Genomic DNA, 22377 nt, shown 5'->3' on the forward strand with positions numbered 1-22377 from the left:
TAAACCAAATGAATAAAACTACACAAAAAAGAATTTCAGAAATAAAACAAGATGGCTACAATTTAGATTTTGGCAATGTTTTCAATCACGCTTTCGAAAATTATAAAAAGATTGCACTGTATGGCGGTTTGATAATTTTCGTCTTCTTCGTTCTGCTTAGTATTTTAGGATTTGGAATAGTGATGGCAATGTTTGGTGCGCCAGCAGTTTTAGATTTTTTAAAACCAGAAAATTTAAAACTGGAAGAAATGGCCTTACCTACGCTGCTTATAATTACAGGAATTTCTGCGCTTACCTCAAGTTTATTTAGTCCATTTACTGCGGGCTTAATAAAAATGGCTTATTGTGCCGAAAGAGATGAAGAATTTCATGTCTCCACTATGTTTGAATTTTATAAAGCTCCCTATTTCAAGGAACTTTTTATTGCAACATTTTTGGTTTCTATGACTAGTTCCATCATTTCTACGATAATTAATTTTGCACAAATACCTGCACTTGGTTTTATTGTAACCGTAACTGTCACGTTATTCACGATATTAATGATTCCGTTAATTATTTTTGGGAATTTGAAAGCGGTAGAAGCAATAGAAACTAGCATTCTACTGGTTTCTAAACAACCATTAATGCTGCTGGGATTAATAGTTATTGCGAGTATTGGAGTGATGGTAGGTTTGATAGGATGTTGTATTGGGCTATTTTTCACATTACCATTTATGTACTCCTTATACTATGCTATTTACAGTGAAATAGTAGGTTTTGAAAATGAAAGCGAAATTGAATTTCAAGAAAGAATATAAAAATTAAGAATTACATTTTTGAATATAAACCAAAACAGAAATTCAAATCTGTTTTGGTTTTTATTTAAAATTTTTCCCTACATTGAACACCAAAAGTTAGAGCCCAAAATCTACTCTTTAGAAACCTCATAAAAATTTTACTATGGTGTGGTACTGTAGCCTACTGACTATTCTCAACTCAAAATTTATTTTATTTTGGGCTTATAATTTTTTCCCTATGAGTAATCTTTTATTGATTACTATACCCATTTTATTTGTGTTCTTAATCTATGAAGTTTATAAAATAAAATCGACTTTAAAGAGTAAGTTATTAGAAAATGGTACGGAAACAGTTTTCAAAAATAAAGAATACCAGCTGTATCTTCTTTTTTTAGGCATCATACTTCCATCAATTGAAATCATCTTTGAGATTTTTAAAATTAGACCCAAAAGTCTATTATTAGCTAATTGTAGTATTGGCTTATTTCTGCTGATTCTCTACCTTTTAAGCACAAAATATGCCATTATTTTTAAATATATCAAAGAAATATTCATCAGTTTATTTCTTTTGTACTTTGTTTTTATTTCTAGAAATCTGATTTATTCTCCTACAGATACAATTCCTATTGTAGGTTTTATCGTTTCCTTTTTCTTTTCATACAACGTCTTAAAACCTGCAAAACTATATTGGTTTTTCGTAGGCACAGTTTTTACATTCTTTGTGGTTATTTTTTTATTAGTATTAATTCCTGTAGAAACCAGTATTGCGCTTGGAATCTATTCATTCATAATTTTGATTATCAACTACATTCATTACATTTCGTTGTTGAATCTTGCAGTTGAAATGCGTTTCAACAATCAAATCATCAATAAAGGAAATTCGCTCATTCTGGCCACTAACAAAAAAGGCGAAATTGTATTTTGCAGCGAAAATGTAAAAACAATTTTAGGTTATTCTGTTGACGAAGTTATGGGATTAGGCTACTGGAAAGTAACTGAAGACAGCGAATTTTTTGGTGAAGAATACCATAAAACATTTAAAGATGACCGTATATTTATTCGAAAACTAAAATGTAAAAGTGGTGAATTCAAATACATCCAATGGAATGACAAGAAATTTTCGAATGATTTAGTAATTGGAATTGGGCAGGATGTAACCAATGAAATCCAAATTCAAAATCAGTACAAGAATTTAATTGAAAATGCTATTGATCTCATATTTGAAGTCGATGATGACGGTAATTTTATATTTGTAAATGACTTCACCATCAAATCATTGGGTTACGAAAGTTGCGAAATCATAAATCGAAATTATTCAGAATTCATTCGGAAAGATTACATTACCAGCATCATGGATTTTTATCAAAATTTATTGGAGCATGAAAATTATTTTCCAACTATTGAATTTCCTTTACTAAAAAAGAACGGAGAGGAATTGTGGGTTTCCCAAAAAGTGATTATTCGTAGAAATGAACAAGGAACAGTAGTCGCTTATTCAGGAATTGCCCGAGATATCACTAAATTCAAAGATATTGAAGCTGAAAATAAAATTCGTCAGGAAAAAGTAGGACTATATAACGAAACAATTAAAAAATTATCAACGACTAACTTTAGCAATTATAAGAATTTAGATGTCAGCGTGATGCAAATCATAGAATCTGCGGCAAAGGTTTCTAAATGCGATAGAGTCAGCTATTGGAAATACACTGAAGATCGAATCACTTGTGAAAATTTATATGATTTAGACACTAACTCATACAGTAAAGGTGCTTTTTTAGAGAAAGAGAACTATCCAATCTATTTTGAATCTATAAAAAATAAAACCCAAATTAGTGCTCCGGACGTTTTTAACAAATATGAAATATCGGAATTCATAGAGGATTATTTCTTAAAATTTGATATCAAATCACAGCTTGACATTCCTATTTTCATCAATGGAGAATTGTCCGGTACCATTAGTTTTGAATCAGCCAGAACACAAAGAAACTGGGATAACGACGATATTATATTTGCAAGAACAATTTCGGATATTATCTCGTTGACTATGATTTCGCACAGTCGCTATGAGACTGAAAAAAAATTAGAATACAAAAGTGACCTTTTGTCTGCTATGGCGCTTTGTACGGAGAAATTTTTGAACAGTAATGATATCAACGATATTTTCTCCGATGTACTTATCATTATGGGACAAGCGACCAAATCCCATCGCGCATACTACTATGAAAATGACGGAAGCACGGGATTAATAAGTCAAAAATACCGATGGATAATCAACAATATCAAATTAACAGAGAACAATATTAAACTTCAAAATTTGCCTCATGCCTTTTTTGAGGAACTATTGACACCACTTTTAAACAACAAAATTTACAAAGCGATAATTCCAAAAATAGAAAATCCATCACTTAGAGATAAATTATATAATGTTGATGTAGTTTCAATCATCTTGTTTCCAATTTTTGTGAGAAATAAATTTTATGGTTTTTTAGGATTTGATGACACCCAAAACGAAAGAGACTGGTCTGAAGATGAAGTTAATATTCTGCAAACATTAGCCAGTAATATTGCGTCATCTATTGAACGTATTACAAACGAAGCCGCTATTTATGAAAGCGAAGAGAAATTTAGATTGCTGGCGAATAATATTCCCGGAACCGTTTATTTATCGAACTACGATGAAAATAACACCAAAATTTACATCAATGATGAAGTTGAAAAACTGACCGGTCATCCAAAAACAGAATTCCTTAATAATCACCTATCTTTCATTGATTTAATACATCCCGAAGATAAAGTGAGCACTATTGCTGCTCAAAAAAATGCGATAGACAGTAAAATCCCCATTCACTTAACGTACAGAATTATACATAAAGACAACCGCACGGTTTGGGTAGAAGAATTTGGAGATACCATTTACAAAGATGGAAAAATTGCATTTTTAGAAGGTATTTTCATTGACATTACCGAGAGAAAGCAAACCGAAACCGTCGTTCAGGAGAAGGAATTAGCCGAAGCTGCCAACAAAGCAAAATCAGAATTCCTGGCTAATATGAGTCATGAGATTAGAACGCCTTTAAACGGGATCATCGGTTTTACGGACTTATTGATGAAAACAAATCTTGGAGTAACACAGCATAAATATATGACTACCATCAGTCAATCGGCACACTCCTTGCTAGACATTATCAATGATATTCTGGATTTCTCCAAAATTGAAGCCGGAAAACTGGATTTGTATATTGAAAAATATGATATCAATGAAATGCTCGCACAAGTAATCGATTTAATTTTATACGAATCCAATCAAAAAAATTTAAAACTGGAACTCAATATTGCAGCAGATATGCCCAAATATTTCTGGCTGGACAGCGTTAGATTGAAACAAATTTTGATTAATTTATTGGCGAATGCCGTGAAATTTACAGAAAGAGGCGCTATAAAATTAGAAGTATCCGTGATAGAAAAAATAGATGATTTCAATGCTACAATTCGCTTTGCGGTTATTGATACCGGAATTGGAATTTTGGAAGAAAACAAAAAGAAAATATTTAAAGCATTTTCACAGGAAGACAGTTCCACAACAAGAAAATTTGGTGGGACAGGACTTGGTTTAACAATTTCAAACCAATTATTAGGATTAATGAACAGTCGTTTACAATTAGAAAGTACTATAGATTTAGGGAGCACGTTTTATTTTGACTTAACATTAAAGACAAGCGATGAAGCACCGGCAACAGTCAGTTTATTCGACACTGATTTTGATTCAATTAAAAAGATAGTAGTCAAAACAAATCATCAGACGAAAAAAGTTACTGTATTAATCGTCGAGGACAACAAAGTGAATATGTTATTGCTGAAAACAATTATTAAAAATTTGCCCGTACCTACCACAATTTATGAAGCAATAAACGGGAAGTTAGCAGTGGAACAATTTGAAGCCACAAATCCTGATATTATTTTTATGGATATCCAAATGCCAATCATGAATGGTTATGAAGCCACACAAATAATTCGGGATTTGAAATCTGGACAAAACGTACCTATAATTGCAATAACTGCCGGTACGGAAAAAGAAGAAAAAGAAAAATGTCTTAATGCAGGAATGAATGATTACATTCCAAAACCAATAATAAAAGGAATTATTGAAGAAACATTTTTGAAATGGGTACAATGACCTAAATTTAAAAAGAAGAATTATATCTAAAATGATGTAATTTTGTATCACGAAGGTTTACTAACAATAAAAAAATAACAGATTATGAAATGGAGTGGCAGACGTTCAAGTGAAAATTTTGAAGACCGAAGAGGGATGTCTTCTGGTGGAAAAACAATTATAGGAGGTGGTATTATTGGTATAATTATCTTGTTACTAAACACTTTTGGTGGAGAAAACGTCCAAATGCTTACGCCAATATTGGAACAAATGAATGGAGGAAGTGGCGCTCCTACTGAACAAAGAGACTTAACCGCCGCCGAAATTGAAGAAGGCAAATTCATAGAAGCTATATTAGTAGATACGGAGGATGTTTGGGGAAAAATATTTCAGGAAAATAACATGCAGTATGAAAGACCAAATTTAGTATTGTTCAACCAGGCTGTGGAAACGGAGTGCGGTAATGCTACCTCTGCTTCGGGACCTTTTTATTGTCCGGCTGACCAGAAAGTATATATGGATTTAACATTTTTTGAGGAACTGAAAACTAAATTTGGAGCTGAAGGCGGTGATTTTGCAACAGCGTATGTAATCGCTCATGAAATTGGTCATCACGTGCAAACCTTATTAGGCACTTCTGCTAAAATGAGACAAATGCAGGAAGGAAAAAGCCAGGCTGAAGCCAATAAATTATCGGTTGCTCTGGAATTGCAAGCTGATTTTTATGCGGGTGTTTGGACGCATTACAATCAAAAAATGAATAATTTCTTGGAAGAAGGCGATATTGATGAAGCTTTAAGTGCGGCTCACGCGGTTGGTGATGATGCAATTCAATCTAAAATTCAAGGACACATTGTTCCGGAGTCCTTTACACACGGAACTTCGGCACAACGTAAAGCTTGGTTTATGAAAGGGTATAAATCCGGTGACATCAATCAAGGCGATACTTTTGCAGAAATAAGATAAATTTCAAATCAATAAGAATTTAAAAAATCGGGACTATATCCCGATTTTTTTTGTGGCTATATTTAAACAAATCAAGGCAATCAAAAGCACATCGGAAAATTAACTGTACCTTTGCGCCCAATTAAAAAAGTAACCTAAATAATAGTGTTTACTTTATAAACACCATTTATGTCATTTAACTCATTAGGTTTATCTGATGCTTTACTTAAAGCCATCAGCAAAAAAGGGTACACAACTCCCTCTCCAATACAAAAAAAAGCAATTCCCCCAATATTAGAAGGTAAAGATGTTTTAGCATCTGCACAAACAGGAACAGGAAAAACAGCCGGTTTTACACTACCTATTTTACAAATATTATCACAAGGTCAACAATTGCGACAAAGACCTATTCGCGCCTTAATATTGACACCAACAAGAGAATTAGCCGCACAAATATTAGCCAACATCAAAGAATACAGTGTATTTTTAGACTTAAAAAGCACCGTTATTTTTGGTGGTGTAAACCAAAATCCCCAGGTAATGCAATTGCGTCAGGGTGTCGATATTTTAGTCGCCACTCCAGGTCGATTAATCGATTTGCAAAACCAAGGACTAATATCCCTTGCCAAAGTGGAAATCTTAGTTTTAGATGAAGCGGATCGCATGCTGGACATGGGTTTCGTACGAGACATTGAGCGCATTATAAAAGTATTGCCTACAAAAAGACAAAATTTAATGTTTTCGGCAACCTTCTCAACAGACATCAAGAAATTGGCGATGGGTATTTTGCACCATCCCGTTCATGTGGAAGCAACCCCGGAAAACACGACTGTAGATGCTATTACTCAAATAATATATCCTGTTGCCAAAGAGAAAAAAACGGAACTGATCATTAAATTGATTACAGAAGGAAACTGGAAACAGATTTTAGTTTTCACCCGTACCAAACAAGGTGCTAATAAACTGACAGAAAGCATGATTAGTGCCGGAATCAAAGCAGCAGCCATTCACGGAAACAAAGGTCAAGGCGCACGAACCAAAGCTTTAGCGGGTTTCAAAGACGGGAGCCTAACCGCTTTAGTCGCTACCGATATTGCGGCCAGAGGTCTGGATATTCCATTGTTGCCGCATGTGGTCAATTTTGAATTGCCTAACATTCCTGAAGATTACGTTCACCGAATTGGTCGTACCGGAAGAGCTGGAGCCAATGGTGAAGCTATTTCGTTATTCAGTCCGGACGAAACGGTCTTTTTACGTGATATCGAAAAATTAGTGGGTTTGAATTTGCCTAAAGAAAACATCAAAGGTTTCGAACCCGATCCTAACGCTTCCAAAGAACCAATCAAACAAGGACAAGGAAGACAACAACGCGATTCAACTCCGCGAAAACCAAAAACAGACACCACAAACCGAAGCAGCAACAATAGTTTTGGTCCAAGACGCCCGAGTCAAAATAATGACCGACGTTCTAATAGATAATTAATTTTTATTGTTTTTTAGAAGCAGAACGATTTCGTTTTTCAGAACGTATTTCCCGCTATACATTACAAACCTAGTGAGAGCTGAACACCAGCTCTTACTAGGTTTTTCATTTCTATCGGGGCTATTGAGAGGGTTTTTACTTTCATAATATCATTTTACAAATTCATCCAACAAATCTACAATAGCCAAATGACTTGTAAGAAAAAAACAATATATTTGAAGTAAATAGTATGACCGTTTTCATACCTTTCAACGCTAAATTGGTTGGCTTTGTATGATTTTGTCAGACCTTATTCTAGTTGTAGATAATATTAAAAGAAAATAAGATGTCTAAAAGAGAAGAATTAATTATTAAATACGCAGCAGAACTTAAAGAAAAAATTGGAGAAGTTCCTGATATTGATTTTCTTAAAAAAGTAGTTATTGGTTTAGGACCTTCAATTTACAACTCTGAATCCTCTACTATTTCAGGAATAGACAAATCTGAATTAGAAACTGTAAAAAACAATTTTTTGATTAAAAAATTAGGTTTAATAGATGGTCCTGAATTAAATAATGCTATTAAATCAATATTGAATAAATATGGGGAATCTAATAGAACTAAATATAGAGCGGTTGTATATTATCTTTTAGCAAAGCATTTTGGTAAGGAGGAAGTATATTCTCAAGTAAATACTCAAAAAGGAACTGGACCAAGAAAAAAAGAATAATGGCAAAATCAAAATTATCCGAATATAAAAACGATTATTATTATTTTACTGGTAAATTAAGTGAAATAAATAGACAAATTGCTTTTGCTGGAATTGCTCTAATTTGGATTTTCAAAAATGGTGAAAATTCGAATCTTAAAATTGAAAATGAATTAATTTTACCTGCAATCTTAATAGTACTATCATTAGCATTTGATATTTTTCAGTACATATATCAATCTATTACTTGGTCAATATTTTACACCTATTATAATCGAAAAAACAAATCGGAAGAAAAAAAAATTAAGTCTCCTGAATATTTGAATTATCCATCTTGGTTGTTTTTTATTGTTAAGGTTATTCTTGTTTTATTAGCATATTGGAAAATTTTATTTTTTTTAATAGACAAATTTTTGAAATAAAATAGCCCCCACTTTTTATTCTATTATATTTTGAAAGAGTGAATTTCAAATAAAAACAAAAATGAACTTAAATAAGAAAGATGAATACGATTATAAAATTAATTAGAGATAAAAAATTAGCATTTAAAATCTCTTTATTTTACGTTTCATTGGGAACTTTATCGGTTTGTTCAATTTATCCAAAAGATTTATTTTATGGAGATTGGTCACTTTATGGGCTACTATTAACATTTCCTGTATCAGTAGTTAGTTTTGGTTTTAGATATGCTGAATCAAATTTATTATATCCAGTTTTTATAATACAGTTAATAATGCTTTTTATAACTTTCTTTTTACTTAGTTTATTCATAAAAGACAAGAAAATCACCGCTCCGCAAAGTCTCTGACTTTGAGTATGTATTTTTCAGTCTCCGACTGACCTTAAAATTCAAATATTTAAAAAACAAAATCGATTAAAAACCGAAAGTCACTTCCTCAAAGTCTTCGACTTTGAGGAGTGTTGTGATCAACATATGATATTAAAAATCGTTGATCAAACATCTGAAATCTATTCCTATTAATACTGAAAACTGTTGTTTCCAAATACAACAATAATGTAAAGCATTACTTTACAAATTAGTATGCTATTCATAGGTATTCAAATCTAGATTCAGAATAGTACCTACTCTGCTAAACTCTTCATTAATCTTTGCATTCAAGATAAGTGGTTCATTTGTTATGGGATGATTAAAAATTAATTGATGCGCATGAAGCATCATTCCTTTCAATTCAAAATGCTCCAACCATAATTTATTTTGTTTGTTACAACCATGTGGACGACTTCCTAAAATGGGATGAAAAATATGTTTGAAATGTTTTCGTAATTGATGCATCCGTCCCGTTTCAGGAATCGCTTCTACCAAACAATATCGTGATGTAGGTTTATTGTTAAATGCTAACTCAATTTCGGTAGTTTGCAATCGATGAAAGTAGGTTATTGCATTTTGTATAATGCTATCATCATTGGTTAAATCATAATCAATCGTTAGTTCTTCGGGTGACCAACCACGTAAAATTGCTAAATATTTTTTTTCGACTTCGCGTGTGGCAAAACGATCATTCATAATTTTTAAAACCTTTTTATCCAACGCAAATAACAAAACACCAGATGTTTTGCGATCCAACCGATGAACAGGATAAACGTGCTGCCCTCCTATTTGATTTCTCAATTCTTGAATTGCATAAACTTTTGCATCGCGCGCGTAAAACGATTTGTGGACTAACAATCCACTTGGTTTATTAATTGCAATAATATATTCGTCTTGGTACAGAATTTCTAACATTTGGCAAAAATAAAAGAGATTTCTATCGAAATCTCTTTTTTGACTTATTTATTTCTATACTTTTCTTTTTTCCTTGCCAGCGCGGGCGTATTATCAATTTTGCAGCCGTGAAACATCTAAAATCAAAAATCGTTAATCTAAAATCTATTTTAGCCCAACCAACCATCACGATCCAAACTTCTATATTGAATGGCTTCGGCAATATGGCTCGAAACCACTATTGGAGCTGCATCAAGATCAGCGATCGTGCGTGCCACCTTCAAAATACGATCGTAGGCCCGCGCCGAAAGATTCAATCGTTCCATTGCGGTTTTTAATAATTGCTTAGAAACATCATCCAAAGCGCAGTACTCCCGAATGTGTTTGGTATTCATTTGGGCATTATAATGGATATTTTCCATTTGCTCAAAGCGTTCCGTTTGAATTTCTCTTGCCGCAGTCACTCTTTTACGAATTTCAACACTACTTTCTGCTTTTTGGTCATCCGATAATTTTTCAAAAGGAACTGGAGTCACTTCAATATGAATATCAATTCTATCTAATAAAGGTCCTGAAATTTTACTCAAATACCGTTGCATTTCGTGTGGCGAAGAAGTTTGCGGCGAATCGGGATCATTGAAGAAACCACTTGGACTCGGGTTCATACTCGCCACCAGCATAAACGACGACGGATAAGTAACCGTAAACTTAGCTCTAGAAATCGTCACTTCTCTATCTTCCAGCGGTTGACGCATCACTTCCAAAACATCGCGTTTGAATTCCGGTAATTCATCCAGAAATAAAACACCGTTGTGCGCCATAGAAATTTCGCCCGGTTGCGGATAACTTCCTCCGCCCACCAAAGCGACATTCGAAATTGTATGGTGCGGACTGCGAAACGGACGTTGATTCATCAAACCGACTTCCTTCAATTTTCCGGCAACGCTATGAATTTTGGTTGTTTCTAATGCTTCCCGCAAAGTCATGGGCGGCAAAATACTGGGTAAACGTTTGGCAAGCATCGTCTTCCCTGCTCCCGGCGGTCCAATCAAGATAATATTGTGTCCTCCGGCTGCAGCAATTTCCATGCAACGCTTGATGCTTTCTTGTCCCTTGACATCACTAAAATCAAATTCTGGAAAATCTAATGTTTTATAAAATTCAGCTCGCGTGTCTATTGTTGTTGGTTCCAGCGTACCTTTTCCTTCAAGGAAATCAATTACTTCCTGCACATTTTTAATTCCATACACATCTAATCCAGCAACTATTGCGGCTTCTTTTACATTTTGCTTTGGAAGAAAAAAACCTTTAAAACCTTCTTCTTTAGCTTTAATGGCAATGGGCAGAGCGCCTCGTATCGGCTGAAGACTGCCGTCAAGGGAAAGTTCCCCCATAATAATGTATTTATCAACATCCTCAGCATTGATTTGCCCGGATGCGACCAAAATTCCGATGGTCAAAGTCAAATCATACGCAGAACCTTCTTTGCGCAAATCGGCTGGAGCCATATTGATGGTGATTTTTTTGCCTGGCATGGCGTACCCATTATTTTTAAGCGCTGCCGCAATTCGGTAACTGCTTTCCTTTATGGCATTGTCCGGCAAGCCAACTAAATGATAACCAATTCCTTTATCAATATTTACCTCTACGGTAATCGTTGTAGCTTCGACTCCAAAAACTGCACTTCCAAAAACTTTAACTAGCATCTGTATATATTTGATTCTAAAATTAGAGAAAACTTTTCTTATTATTATAAGAAATCCTACATAAGTTCCAATTAAATTGAGAATAATAAAATAATCTACAAAAAATACGCTAAATACTTTGGCGCACAGCCCAATACCCTCCATTTTTCGCAAAAAACAAATGTTAAAATTAAAAAAATTGAAGGTATAATATTAACATTTTTCTACTTTTAGAAAATAATTAGAAACCTTACTATGAAAAAAATCTTACTCCTACTCTTTTTCAGTTTTTTACTGCCAAAAACCTACGCACAGGAATACTTTCCGAATAACGAAAGTGTTCAAAACAAAAACATCAATTTTACCGCTTTTACCAATGCGAAAATTTATGTTACTCCCACACAAGTTATCGAAAAAGGTACTTTACTGATTCAAAACGGAAAAGTAATTGGCGTTGGAACTAACATTTCCATTCCAAAAAACTGTACAACAATCAATCTGGACGGAAGATCTATTTATCCCTCTTTTATTGATATTTACACGAGTTTTGGAATCGAAAAACCAAAAGGAACAACTGAAAGAAACCCTTTATATGATACAAAAAGATCCGGTTTTTATTGGAATGAGAGCATTCGTTCAGAATTGAATGCCTACGAAGCATTTAAATACGACCAACCTAAAGCCGAAGAATTATTGAAAGCTGGATTTGGTGTTGTGGGAACTCACATCCCGGACGGAATTGCCCGCGGATCAGGAACTTTAATCGCTTTGAATAACTTTGAAAAAAAGAATCAATTACTTTCTGATAAAGTGACCAATCATTTTGCTTTTACTAAAAGTGTAACCACAAATCAATCCTATCCAAGTTCATTAATGGGAATGATGGCATTATTACGCCAAATGTATTATGATTTAGACTGGTACAAAAAAGGAAATTCAACAACCAAAGATTTGTCATTAGAAGCCATGGCAAATAATGAAAAGTTAGTTCAAATATTTGCTTCTGAAGACAAATTAAACAGTTTAAGAGCGTCCAAAATTGCGAAGGAATTTGGTTTAAATTACGTTTTAAAAGGAAACGGAAATGAATTTGAACGTATTGAGGAAATCAAAAAAACGAATTCGAAATTTATTATTCCAATTAATTTCCCTGAAGCCTATGATGTTTCTGATCCGAACCAAGCGAACCAAATGGAATTGAAAGATTTACGATTTTGGAACCAAGCGCCTACCAACCTTAAAGTTTTATCCGATAATGGAATTGTTTTCGCATTGACGACAGACAAATTAAAGAAGATGGAGGATTTCAGACCTAATCTTTTGAGAGCCATAAAATATGGTTTTGATAAAACCAAAGCATTAGAAGCATTGACTACAATTCCTGCTGCGCTTTTAGGAAAAAGCAACGAAATGGGAACTTTGAAAACAGGTAGTTTAGCCAACTTTGTGATTACATCCGGAGAAATTTTCGAAGAAAAAACAGTGCTGTATGAAAACTGGGTTCAAGGAAACAAATTTGTTGTCAACAACATTGCAACGAAGGACATCCGTGGAAATTATGATTTAACTATTAACGCTGAAAAATATAAATGGAAAATTGATGGGGAGATTACTGCACCAAAATCAGAAATCACTACAGTAGATTCTAAAAAAATCAAGTCAAAACTGACGATGACCAATAATTGGATTTCTACGGTAATCAAACCTAATGATTCTACTAAAACGAGCTTCACAAGATTAATTGGATACATCGAAGACACGCAAAATTTATCCGGTAAAGCAGTTTTATTCAATGGAAATGAAGTGAAATGGTCAGCGGTAAAAACGGCTCCATTTGTAAAAGCGATTGATTCTTCTAAAATTGAAAAAAACAACATGATTATCCCAACAACATTTCCAAATGTTGCTTTTGGTAACCTGAAGAAACCTAGTGCAGAAACAATACTTTTTAAAAATGCTACCGTTTGGACCAATGAAAAAGACGGTATTTTAGGGGAAACAGACGTATTGGTGAAAAACGGAAAAATAGCTTCTGTTGGGAAAAATATTACTGATGCATCAGCAACAGTTGTTGATGCTAAAGGAAAACATTTGACCAGCGGAATTATTGATGAGCATTCACACATTGCCATTTCAAACGGTGTTAATGAAGGCGGACACAATTCCAGTGCCGAAGTAACGATACAAGATGTTGTGAATTCAGAAGACATTAACATCTATAGAGATTTAGCTGGTGGAGTTACAACATCTCAATTATTGCATGGTTCAGCTAATCCTATTGGTGGACGTTCCGCAATTGTAAAATGGAAATGGGGAGCACCTGCAGAAGAAATGTTATATAAAAACCAACCCGGATTCATCAAATTCGCTTTAGGTGAAAATGTTAAACAATCTAATTGGGGTAACGTAAACCCTACTCGTTTTCCACAAACCAGAATGGGAGTAGAACAAGTTTTTACTGATTATTTCCAACGTGCAAAAGAATATGACTTAGCTTGGAAAGCATACAAAGCTAGTGGTAAAAAAGCAAAAGGAAATGCGCCAAGAGTCGACTTAGAGTTACAAACATTAGCCGAAATATTAAATAAAGAACGTTTCATTTCGTGCCATTCTTATGTTCAATCTGAAATTTTGATGTTAATGAATGTAGCTGAAAAATTTGATTTCAGAGTTAATACATACACTCATATTCTTGAAGGTTACAAAGTTGCCGATAAAATGAAAGAACATGGCGTAGGAGCTTCTACTTTCTCAGATTGGTGGGCTTATAAATTTGAAGTGAATGATGCCATTCCTTTCAACGGACCAATTATGCACAATGCCGGAATTGTAGTTGCCTACAACTCTGATGATGCTGAAATGTCCCGAAGATTGAATCAAGAAGCAGCAAAAGCAGTAAAATACGGTAATGTTTCAGAAGAAGATGCATGGAAATTTGTGACATTGAATCCTGCTAAATTATTGCATATAGATGATAAAGTAGGAAGTATCAAAGTGGGCAAAGATGCGGACATTGTGCTATGGAATGCCAATCCATTATCTATTTATGCCAAAGCTGAAAAAACCTTAATTGAAGGTGTTGTGTATTACGATGCGAAAAAAGATGAAGCACAAAGAGTAGCAATTGCTAAAGAAAGAAGCGAGCTTATAGGTCAGTTATTACAAGAAAAAAATAAAGGGATGACTACGCAGGAGCCTAAAAAGAAAGAAAAGACAGAATATCACTGTGATTCTATGGAAGAATAACGGAATAATTTGAATTTCAAAAAACCCGAGCTTTTATAAAAAAGCAAAGCAATTTTAAAAAAACATACAAATATGATTAGTAAAAAAATATATCTTTTAGTGTTGGTCTGTAGCATCTCAATACTTGCAAAAGCACAACAAACACCAGCCGCTAAGCAATCAAAATCTGTTTTGATTCTTAATGCAACAGCACATTTGGGTAACGGTGAAATAATTGAAAACAGCGCCATAGGATTTGTGGACGGAAAAATCACTTTGGTTGCAGATGCCAGAATAATCCGATTAGCCGCAGGAGCATACGATGTGACAATTGATGCCAGTGGAAAACATGTGTATCCGGGATTTATTGCTCCAAATTCCACCTTGGGACTTGTTGAAATTGATGCCGTAAAATCCTCTGACGATGAAGATGAAATTGGAGCCATGAATCCAAATGTAAGAAGTATTATAGCGTACACTGCCGATTCTAAAGTAATAGAAACCGTAAGACCAAACGGTATTTTAATGGCTCAAATAACACCTCGTGGCGGAACAATCTCTGGTTCTTCGTCAATTGTTCAACTGGATGCTTGGCATTGGAAAGATGCAATTATAAAAGAAAATGACGGAATTCATATAAATTTTCCCACTACTTTTAGAAGAGGTGGATCACGATTTGAACCTGGAAATATTGAAGCCAATAAAGATTATTCGAAACAAATTTTAGAATTATCTGGATTTTTATCTAATGCAAAAGCCTATTTAGGCGATAATTCGAAAGAAAGAAATTTAGTTTTAGAATCTACAAAAGGTTTGTATGACGGAAGTCAAACGCTGTTTGTTCATGCCAATGAGGAAAAACAAATTATAGATGCGGTACAATTTGCCAAAGAAAACGGTATTAAAAAAATGGTCATTGTTGGTGGATATGAAGCTTATAAAGCTGCTGAATTATTACAAAAAAACAATATTGGCGTTTTGCTAAGAAGAGTTCATGATATGCCAGAAAATGATGATCATGATATTGATTTGCCATACAAAGCAGCTAAATTATTAACCGATAAAGGTGTTCTAGTAGGTTTAGAAAATAGCGGTGCCCATGAAAGAATGAATACCAGAAATTTACCATTTCTAGCAGGAACATGTGCTGCTTACGGAATGGACAAAGAAAAAGCGTTGCAACTAATTACATCTAATACTGCTAAAATATTAGGAATTGATGCGCAATGTGGTACCTTAGAGCAAGGAAAAGATGCTACATTATTCATTTCCGAAGGTGATGCTTTAGATATGAGAACCAATAAATTGACTAATGCCTTTATACAAGGCAGGATGATAAGTTTGGAAACACATCAAACTAAGCTGAACGACAGATATAAAACAAAATACAATCAAAAATAAATTAATATAATGGGACTATTTAACGCCATTTTAGGCAATGCATCTGAAGTTAACATTGAAAATGTTTCGAATGAATTTGAGCCAATCTTAATTGATGGAGAAAAAATTGAAAAAGCGTATAAGCTTATTCGGGATATGTTTATTTTCACCAATAAAAGACTGATTTTAGTCGAAAAACAATTGGTTGGAAGTAAAGTTGATTATATGTCGATTCCATATTCCAGCATTAAGAAATTCTCTAAAGAAAGTGCGGGAATATTAGATTTGGATGCCGAATTAAAAATTTGGTTAAACCACGATAATAATCCAATTGTAAAACAATTTGGTAAAGGCGGAAACAACATCAATGAGGTTTATAAAATTTTAAGCATGCACACGCTAAAATAAACACATCATTTATAATTTAAAGGCACTAATTGCAATCCATGCAAGTAGTGCCTTTTTTAGTTTAATCTCTTTTGTCATTACAAAAGACGGCGACAAATCAGAAAAGGATTCTTAAATCATCGGACAATAGGCGGTTTTAGATATCAAAACATAATATTCCTTTAACCTAACTTTAACAAATTATAAATTTTAACTTCATATTATATTATACCCACAATAAAAAGGGGTACACATTGTTTAAATCGTAAAAATAAAACATTCAATTACTTTTATAAAGGGGGCTGTTAAGGTTTTTTATATTTTTATCGAAATTTAAAACTAAAAAACAATGAGAAAAATTATTTTAAGTGTGATATTAATCACAATCTTGGTATTTACCCTTTTTTCAAATTATTTTCTAACAGATAGCCCTGCTCCTGCTGAAGCTGTAAAATTTGACACTGGCGATACCGCTTGGATGATTGTTGCTACAGCACTTGTATTAATCATGACTCCTGGTTTAGGTTTCTTTTATGGTGGTATGGTAGGTAAAAAAAATGTCATCAGTACCATGCTTCAAAGTTTTATGGCCATGATAATTGTAACCGTTTTATGGGTTGTTATTGCTTTTGGATTATCATTTGGACCAACAATTGGAGGAGTTATAGGAAATCCTATCCCGAATTTATTTTTTCAAGGTGTAGGTACAAATACAGCATGGAGTCTTGCTCCTACAATCCCTTTTATGTTATTTGCTTTGTTTCAAGCAAAATTCGCTATAATTACCCCAGCTTTAATTACGGGTGCTTTTGCTGAAAGAATTCGTTTTTGGGCTTACTTGCTATTTATGGTTTTATTTATATTACTTATTTATACACCATTAGCGCACATGACTTGGCACCCAGATGGTATTTTCTTTAAAATGGGAGTATTAGATTTCGCCGGTGGAACTGTAGTTCACATGAGCGCTGGATGGGCTGCATTAGCAGGAGCTATTTTCTTAGGAAAAAGAAAAGCACAAAAACCTAATCCTGCCCGTATCACTTATGTATTATTAGGAACTGGATTATTATGGTTTGGATGGTTTGGTTTCAATGCGGGATCGGCTTTAGGTTCTAACGGTTTAGCGGTTCAAGCGCTTGGAACTACAACTGTTGCAGCCGCCGCAGCTGGAATGGCTTGGGTATTTCTTGACAAAATTCTTGGTCACAAACTTTCTGCAATGGGAGCTTGTATCGGTGTAGTTGTAGGTTTAGTGGCTATTACTCCTGCTGCAGGATTTGTGAGTATTCCACACGGAATGTTCATAGGAGCTTTTGCTAGTATCGTTAGTAATTTAGTAGTTAGAAGTTTCCACAAAGGAAAAATTGATGATGCTTTAGACGTATTTGCTTGTCATGGTGTAGGCGGAATGGTTGGAATGCTTTTAACTGGAGTTTTTGCTTCAAAATCAATTAACTCCGTTGTTGGTGATAATCAAGGTCTAATTTTTGGAGACGCTACATTATTTATCAATCAATTAACTGCTTTAGTAGTTGTTTCCATATTTGCTTTTGTAGGTTCCTATTTCCTTTTCTTTATCGTAAATAAAATTACTCCACTTCGTGTAAGTGAAGAAAAAGAAGAATTAGGTTTAGATATTTCTCAACATGGTGAATTTTTGTAAATCATCTTAAGATAAATTAACTCTCTGAATTCAGAGAGTTTTTTTTTGCTCTAAAGTCATTTAAAGAAGGATGATTTTTGCAGTCTGTCCAATTATCTTTAGACAAGAAATAACATCTTTAAGAAATTTTTTTTGCCAGACTAATTTTAGTGAATATCATTTAAAAAGAAAATCCCAATCTTCAAAAAAGATTGGGATTTTCTTTTTAAATATAATTGAATGCTTTTTCTAAGTAAACGGATTATCTATTTTAAGACAGTAAACTCAATTTTTGAATCATTATAAATTCTATGAGTTTGCTTTTGAAAATCTTCTGGTTTAGCATAAAAGATATTATCGACAAATGTTTGTGGATTCAAATCAATAAACGGAAACCACGTACTTTGAACCTGAATCTGTATTTTATGTCCTTTTTTAAAGGTATGAAAAACATCTTGCAACTTAATATTCACTGGCGTTTTCTCATTAGCTACAAATGCTTCAGGTTTTGAAAAACTGTTTCTGAAACGTCCTCTCATAACCTCACTGCGCACCATCATATGATAATTACTCATCTTCAAATAAGGAGCAACATCTTTAGTCTCTGGCTCGTCATTTGGGAAAACATCAACCACTTTTACAATCCAGTCCGCATCTGTTCCTGTAGTAGAGACTTGTAATTTAGCCAATATATCTCCTGCTAATGTGGTATCATCACTCAATACTTCTGTTTCAAAAACTATCACATCTGGACGTCTCGCAGCAAAACGCTGATCATCCGTCATATATTTCCTTGGTGTAAGACCAGCTTGTTTGATATCTTCAGAATAAGGAACCGGTTTTTTTGGGTCACTGATGAATTCTTCAAAAGAAATATTTCTCTTCGCCATTTTTGTCAATTGACTTCCTTGCAAAAAGAAATCTTGTTTTTCAGTATTTTGAGGAGGCCAAGTTTCATAGGTCTTCCACTCTTTTCTACCAGTATCAAAAACATAGGCTTCTGGTAATTTATTTTCACCTTTACCATTATTCTTTAAGAAATGACGGAAGAAATTAGCTTCTATGTTTTTTTGATAATAACCTGAAATACTATCTCCAAAATTAATATTACCAATCACTTGTTTTGCTGAATTTCTAGCCCAATCACCATGACTCCAAGGTCCCATAACGATTGTATTATAATTTTTGCTGCTTTTTTCTATTGTACTGTACGTATTCAAAGGACCATATAAATCTTCGGCATCAAACCAACCTCCAACGGTCATTACCGCTGGTTTAATATTTTTTAAATGTTGTAAAATACCACGTTTTTGCCAAAAATCATCATAACTGGAATGATCTTTCAGCTGTTGCCAAAACTCATTGTCTTTACCATAATATTTATCTAGATTCGATAATGGTCCTGCATCCAAGAAAAACTGATAATCATCATTTGATCCTGTATTCGTGAATTTATACCAAGGTTCCGTAGTACGTTTTGTTTTTTGAGGACCAAATAATGGCGTCACTTTCCAATAGCTCAACAAATAGGCTCCATTATGATGAAAATCATCAAAAAAGAAATCAGCAATACACGCTTGAGGTGAAACCGCTTTCAAAGCTGGATGATTGCTCAACAAAGAATACGTAGCGTAAAATCCTGGATATGAAATTCCCCAAGTTCCAACATTTCCGTTGTTATTAGCCACATTTTTGACCAACCAATCTATCGTATCATACGTATCCGAAGCTTCATCGGTATCTTTTTTACCTTTTTTATTTGGAATAAAACCGCGCATATTATCGTATAATCCATCACTCATGAACCTTCCACGAACATCTTGATAGACTACGATATATCCTTCTTTCATCATCGTCTCGCTTGGAGAAATACTCCTTTTGAGCTGACCTTCTCCATAAGGACCGGAATTATAAGGCGTTCTTTGCATTATAATCGGGTATTTTTTAGAAACGTCTTTGGGAGTGTAAATTGATGTAAATAATTCTGCACCATCGCGCATCTTTATATGCACTTCTTTTTTAGTGTAATTTTCCGAAACATAATTGGCTTTATTGTCTTGGGCAAATAATAATGCTCCAATAAAAAAAAGCGAAATACTGAGTAATTTTTTCATGAATTTTTTAGTTAAAAATAGTTTTTAAAGGTAAAAAATCTCACTGAATATAATATCGTTATTTCAACTTTTTTAAAATTCACATATCGAGTTTAATGAGATGAAAAAGTAGAAATTTATGCTGTTTATACTTGCTCATTATTCAATGCTTTCACACCAATAATTTATTCATTTATGTATTCAAATTAGCAACTATTCCTGCCAGATAATCGTTTGTCTTTGCCTTGAATTATTTACAAAAAAAAACCACAAAAGGATCGTTTTTCCTTACAAAAAGTGCATTTTACCCATTTTAAGAGCTATTTTCAGATAATTTGCCTTATATTTGTAAAATACCAAATTATTGTTTTCGATTAATAAATTCTCTTTTTACGAAGTTTTAATCCAAAATTTGATTCCTTTATTTCAGAAATTATTCTGAAAAAATCATCTTTTTTTTGCAGATTTCTGCATCTCTTGCCTTTTGGAAGAATTCCATTTACAGGCTAATAAATAACCGAAAAAACAATACTATTTGATTAAATCAATAGCTTAATTATTGCTCATATTTAATAAAAAATTACTTTAAAAATGATATTTAAACAAATTAATAACAGAACCGGAGAAGATAAAATCTATACCAATCAAATTATAGCACTATTCCTTCATACCCATTTAGAGCAGTACGGCGATACCATTGAAGACATTCAAAAATGTATTGATTATGTTATGAATCCCAATAAAGGAGGAAATATTGTAGTGGGAATAGAGGATCAAAAAATTGTAGGCGTTGTTATTTTAAACAACACTGGAATGAAAGATTACATTCCAGAAAATATTTTGGTTTATATCGCTGTAGACAACAGCCAGCGTGGTAAAGGTTTTGGAAAACAATTGATGCAAAGAGCCATATCCATTACCGAAGGCAATATTGCATTGCATGTTGAACCTCATAATCCTGCCAAAAAATTATACGAAAGTTTAGGTTTTACTTATAAATACCTAGAAATGAGACTTACTAAATAGTTCCGTCTTAAACTACTTGTTTTAAATTATCAGAAATGGCCTTTATAAAATTATATCGAAAAAAATTACAGGAAAACTATCAGTTTTTAGATGAAACATTTAAATCCAGAAATATTGAATGGGGTGTAGTTTCAAAACTGCTGTGCGGAAATAAAATTTACCTTAAAGAAATTATTGCTTTAGGAGTACGTGAAATTCATGATTCCAGAGTGAGCAATTTGAAAAAAGTTAAAGCACTGGATCCAGAAATTCAAACCGTCTATATAAAACCACCGGCCAAACGAAGTATTGAAAGCATTGTAAAGTATGCAGATATCAGTTTTAATACTGAAATCTATACTATTAAATTACTTTCGGAAGAAGCGGTTAAGCAAAATAAGACCCACAAAATTATAATCATGATCGAAATGGGCGACCTTCGCGAAGGTGTTATGGGGGAAGAATTAATAGACTTTTATGGTACAATTCTAAAAATGCCAAATATCGAAATCTCTGGTATCGGGACGAATTTTAATTGCCTCAGCGGCGTAATGCCAACGCAGGATAAGCTTATTCAATTGAGTTTATACAAGCAATTAATCGAAGCTAAATTCAATATCAGTATTCCGTTCGTCTCCGGAGGAACTTCGGTAACAATACCGTTGCTCCTAAAAAATGCCCGACCAATGGCCGTGAATCACTTCCGAATAGGAGAAGCGCTTTTTTTTGGGAAAGACTTGTTTACTGGAAATACCATTGAAGGAATGCACCATGATGTTTTCAAATTATATGCTGAAATCATCGAAATTACTGAAAAGCCGAATACGCCAACAGGTGAATTAGGAGAGAATGTAGCCGGAAATTCGTTTTCAATGGACGATGTCACTGATCTGGGAATTACTTCGCTGCGAGCCATTCTAGATATTGGTTTGCTAGATATGCAACCACAATACATTGAATCTGATGACACGGATATTACTATTGTAGATGCCAGTTCTGATATGCTAGTTATCGATATTTCTAATTCTAAAAAAACGTATAAGATTGGAGACTTAGTTGCTTTTCAAATACGCTATATGGGCGCTTTGTATCTTTTAAATTCTGATTATATCGAAAAAATAATCGAATAAAAAAATTTCCTGTCTACAGTTAAAATATAACAATTACATTTAGTAAAAAATACTAAATT

At 33.6% G+C, this 22377-nt stretch carries 16 protein-coding genes; 13 read left to right on the plus strand and 3 right to left on the minus strand.

Annotated features, from left to right (window positions below; genetic code table 11):
- Positions 1-8 precede the first annotated feature (8 nt).
- The 7 genes from DR980_RS07460 to DR980_RS16250 all read left to right on the plus strand — a co-directional run bounded on the left by DR980_RS07460 (position 9) and on the right by DR980_RS16250 (position 8853).
- Positions 9-797 (plus strand): DUF2189 domain-containing protein, encoded by a 789-nt coding sequence (locus DR980_RS07460; RefSeq protein WP_113634596.1) that lies wholly within the window; start codon positions 9-11, stop codon positions 795-797.
- A gap of 217 nt (positions 798-1014) precedes the next feature.
- Entirely contained in the window at positions 1015-4950 is a 3936-nt protein-coding gene (locus DR980_RS07465) for a PAS domain S-box protein (RefSeq protein WP_167400545.1), read from the plus strand.
- A gap of 84 nt (positions 4951-5034) precedes the next feature.
- Positions 5035-5895: a KPN_02809 family neutral zinc metallopeptidase gene (gene ypfJ, locus DR980_RS07470; RefSeq protein ID WP_113634598.1), complete on the plus strand. Its 861-nt coding sequence runs from the start codon at positions 5035-5037 to the stop codon at positions 5893-5895.
- A 168-nt stretch (positions 5896-6063) separates the two neighbouring features.
- Positions 6064-7353 (plus strand): DEAD/DEAH box helicase, encoded by a 1290-nt coding sequence (locus DR980_RS07475; protein WP_113634599.1) that lies wholly within the window; start codon positions 6064-6066, stop codon positions 7351-7353.
- 329 nt (positions 7354-7682) lie between these two features.
- A complete protein-coding gene (locus DR980_RS07480) occupies positions 7683-8066 on the plus strand; it encodes a DUF2853 family protein (protein ID WP_113634600.1) in 384 nt (127 codons plus the stop codon).
- Entirely contained in the window at positions 8066-8467 is a 402-nt protein-coding gene (locus tag DR980_RS07485; protein ID WP_113634601.1) for a hypothetical protein, read from the plus strand. Before DR980_RS07480 ends, DR980_RS07485 begins: the two co-directional genes overlap by 1 nt.
- A gap of 80 nt (positions 8468-8547) precedes the next feature.
- Positions 8548-8853: a hypothetical protein gene (locus DR980_RS16250; protein ID WP_146779227.1), complete on the plus strand. Its 306-nt coding sequence runs from the start codon at positions 8548-8550 to the stop codon at positions 8851-8853.
- A gap of 237 nt (positions 8854-9090) precedes the next feature.
- Here DR980_RS16250 and DR980_RS07490 read toward each other — a convergent pair whose 3' ends face one another.
- Together DR980_RS07490 and DR980_RS07495 are read right to left on the minus strand one after the other, a co-directional pair.
- The gene (locus tag DR980_RS07490; RefSeq protein WP_113634602.1) at positions 9091-9789 is read right to left on the minus strand and encodes a pseudouridine synthase; all 699 of its coding nucleotides are present in this window, start codon (positions 9787-9789) and stop codon (positions 9091-9093) included.
- 149 nt (positions 9790-9938) lie between these two features.
- Positions 9939-11474, minus strand: a complete 1536-nt coding sequence (locus tag DR980_RS07495) for a YifB family Mg chelatase-like AAA ATPase (RefSeq protein ID WP_113634640.1) — start codon at positions 11472-11474, stop codon at positions 9939-9941.
- A gap of 234 nt (positions 11475-11708) precedes the next feature.
- On the opposite strand from DR980_RS07495, the gene DR980_RS07500 reads away from it, so the two are divergent.
- The 4 genes from DR980_RS07500 (at position 11709) to DR980_RS07515 (ending at position 18111) form a co-directional block, all read left to right on the plus strand.
- Positions 11709-14699, plus strand: coding sequence for an amidohydrolase family protein (locus DR980_RS07500; protein ID WP_113634603.1), 2991 nt, complete (start codon positions 11709-11711; stop codon positions 14697-14699).
- A 72-nt stretch (positions 14700-14771) separates the two neighbouring features.
- Positions 14772-16079, plus strand: a complete 1308-nt coding sequence (locus tag DR980_RS07505) for an amidohydrolase family protein (RefSeq protein WP_113634604.1) — start codon at positions 14772-14774, stop codon at positions 16077-16079.
- Positions 16080-16088: 9 nt separating this feature from the next.
- Positions 16089-16466: a PH domain-containing protein gene (locus DR980_RS07510; protein WP_091171087.1), complete on the plus strand. Its 378-nt coding sequence runs from the start codon at positions 16089-16091 to the stop codon at positions 16464-16466.
- Between the two features lie 328 nt (positions 16467-16794).
- Positions 16795-18111 (plus strand): ammonium transporter, encoded by a 1317-nt coding sequence (locus DR980_RS07515; RefSeq protein WP_113634605.1) that lies wholly within the window; start codon positions 16795-16797, stop codon positions 18109-18111.
- A gap of 245 nt (positions 18112-18356) precedes the next feature.
- On the opposite strand, the gene DR980_RS07520 is transcribed toward DR980_RS07515, so the two are convergent.
- Positions 18357-20204, minus strand: coding sequence for a CocE/NonD family hydrolase (locus DR980_RS07520; RefSeq protein ID WP_113634606.1), 1848 nt, complete (start codon positions 20202-20204; stop codon positions 18357-18359).
- Between the two features lie 570 nt (positions 20205-20774).
- Here DR980_RS07520 and DR980_RS07525 point away from each other — a divergent pair.
- Together DR980_RS07525 and DR980_RS07530 are read left to right on the plus strand one after the other, a co-directional pair.
- The gene (locus tag DR980_RS07525; protein WP_113634607.1) at positions 20775-21209 is read left to right on the plus strand and encodes a GNAT family N-acetyltransferase; all 435 of its coding nucleotides are present in this window, start codon (positions 20775-20777) and stop codon (positions 21207-21209) included.
- 35 nt (positions 21210-21244) lie between these two features.
- Positions 21245-22318, plus strand: coding sequence for an alanine/ornithine racemase family PLP-dependent enzyme (locus DR980_RS07530; RefSeq protein ID WP_113634608.1), 1074 nt, complete (start codon positions 21245-21247; stop codon positions 22316-22318).
- The last annotated feature ends 59 nt before the right edge of the window (positions 22319-22377 follow it).

Source organism: Flavobacterium psychrolimnae, from assembly GCF_003312425.1.
Taxonomy (GTDB): domain Bacteria; phylum Bacteroidota; class Bacteroidia; order Flavobacteriales; family Flavobacteriaceae; genus Flavobacterium; species Flavobacterium psychrolimnae.

Coding starts and splice junctions, on each gene's coding strand:
- DR980_RS07460 (WP_113634596.1), top strand. CDS start 9: ATGAATAAAACTACACAAAAAAGAATTTCAGAAATAAAACAAGATGGC.
- DR980_RS07465 (WP_167400545.1), top strand. CDS start 1,015: ATGAGTAATCTTTTATTGATTACTATACCCATTTTATTTGTGTTCTTA.
- ypfJ (WP_113634598.1), top strand. CDS start 5,035: ATGAAATGGAGTGGCAGACGTTCAAGTGAAAATTTTGAAGACCGAAGA.
- DR980_RS07475 (WP_113634599.1), top strand. CDS start 6,064: ATGTCATTTAACTCATTAGGTTTATCTGATGCTTTACTTAAAGCCATC.
- DR980_RS07480 (WP_113634600.1), top strand. CDS start 7,683: ATGTCTAAAAGAGAAGAATTAATTATTAAATACGCAGCAGAACTTAAA.
- DR980_RS07485 (WP_113634601.1), top strand. CDS start 8,066: ATGGCAAAATCAAAATTATCCGAATATAAAAACGATTATTATTATTTT.
- DR980_RS16250 (WP_146779227.1), top strand. CDS start 8,548: ATGAATACGATTATAAAATTAATTAGAGATAAAAAATTAGCATTTAAA.
- DR980_RS07490 (WP_113634602.1), bottom strand. CDS start 9,789: ATGTTAGAAATTCTGTACCAAGACGAATATATTATTGCAATTAATAAA.
- DR980_RS07495 (WP_113634640.1), bottom strand. CDS start 11,474: ATGCTAGTTAAAGTTTTTGGAAGTGCAGTTTTTGGAGTCGAAGCTACA.
- DR980_RS07500 (WP_113634603.1), top strand. CDS start 11,709: ATGAAAAAAATCTTACTCCTACTCTTTTTCAGTTTTTTACTGCCAAAA.
- DR980_RS07505 (WP_113634604.1), top strand. CDS start 14,772: ATGATTAGTAAAAAAATATATCTTTTAGTGTTGGTCTGTAGCATCTCA.
- DR980_RS07510 (WP_091171087.1), top strand. CDS start 16,089: ATGGGACTATTTAACGCCATTTTAGGCAATGCATCTGAAGTTAACATT.
- DR980_RS07515 (WP_113634605.1), top strand. CDS start 16,795: ATGAGAAAAATTATTTTAAGTGTGATATTAATCACAATCTTGGTATTT.
- DR980_RS07520 (WP_113634606.1), bottom strand. CDS start 20,204: ATGAAAAAATTACTCAGTATTTCGCTTTTTTTTATTGGAGCATTATTA.
- DR980_RS07525 (WP_113634607.1), top strand. CDS start 20,775: ATGATATTTAAACAAATTAATAACAGAACCGGAGAAGATAAAATCTAT.
- DR980_RS07530 (WP_113634608.1), top strand. CDS start 21,245: ATGGCCTTTATAAAATTATATCGAAAAAAATTACAGGAAAACTATCAG.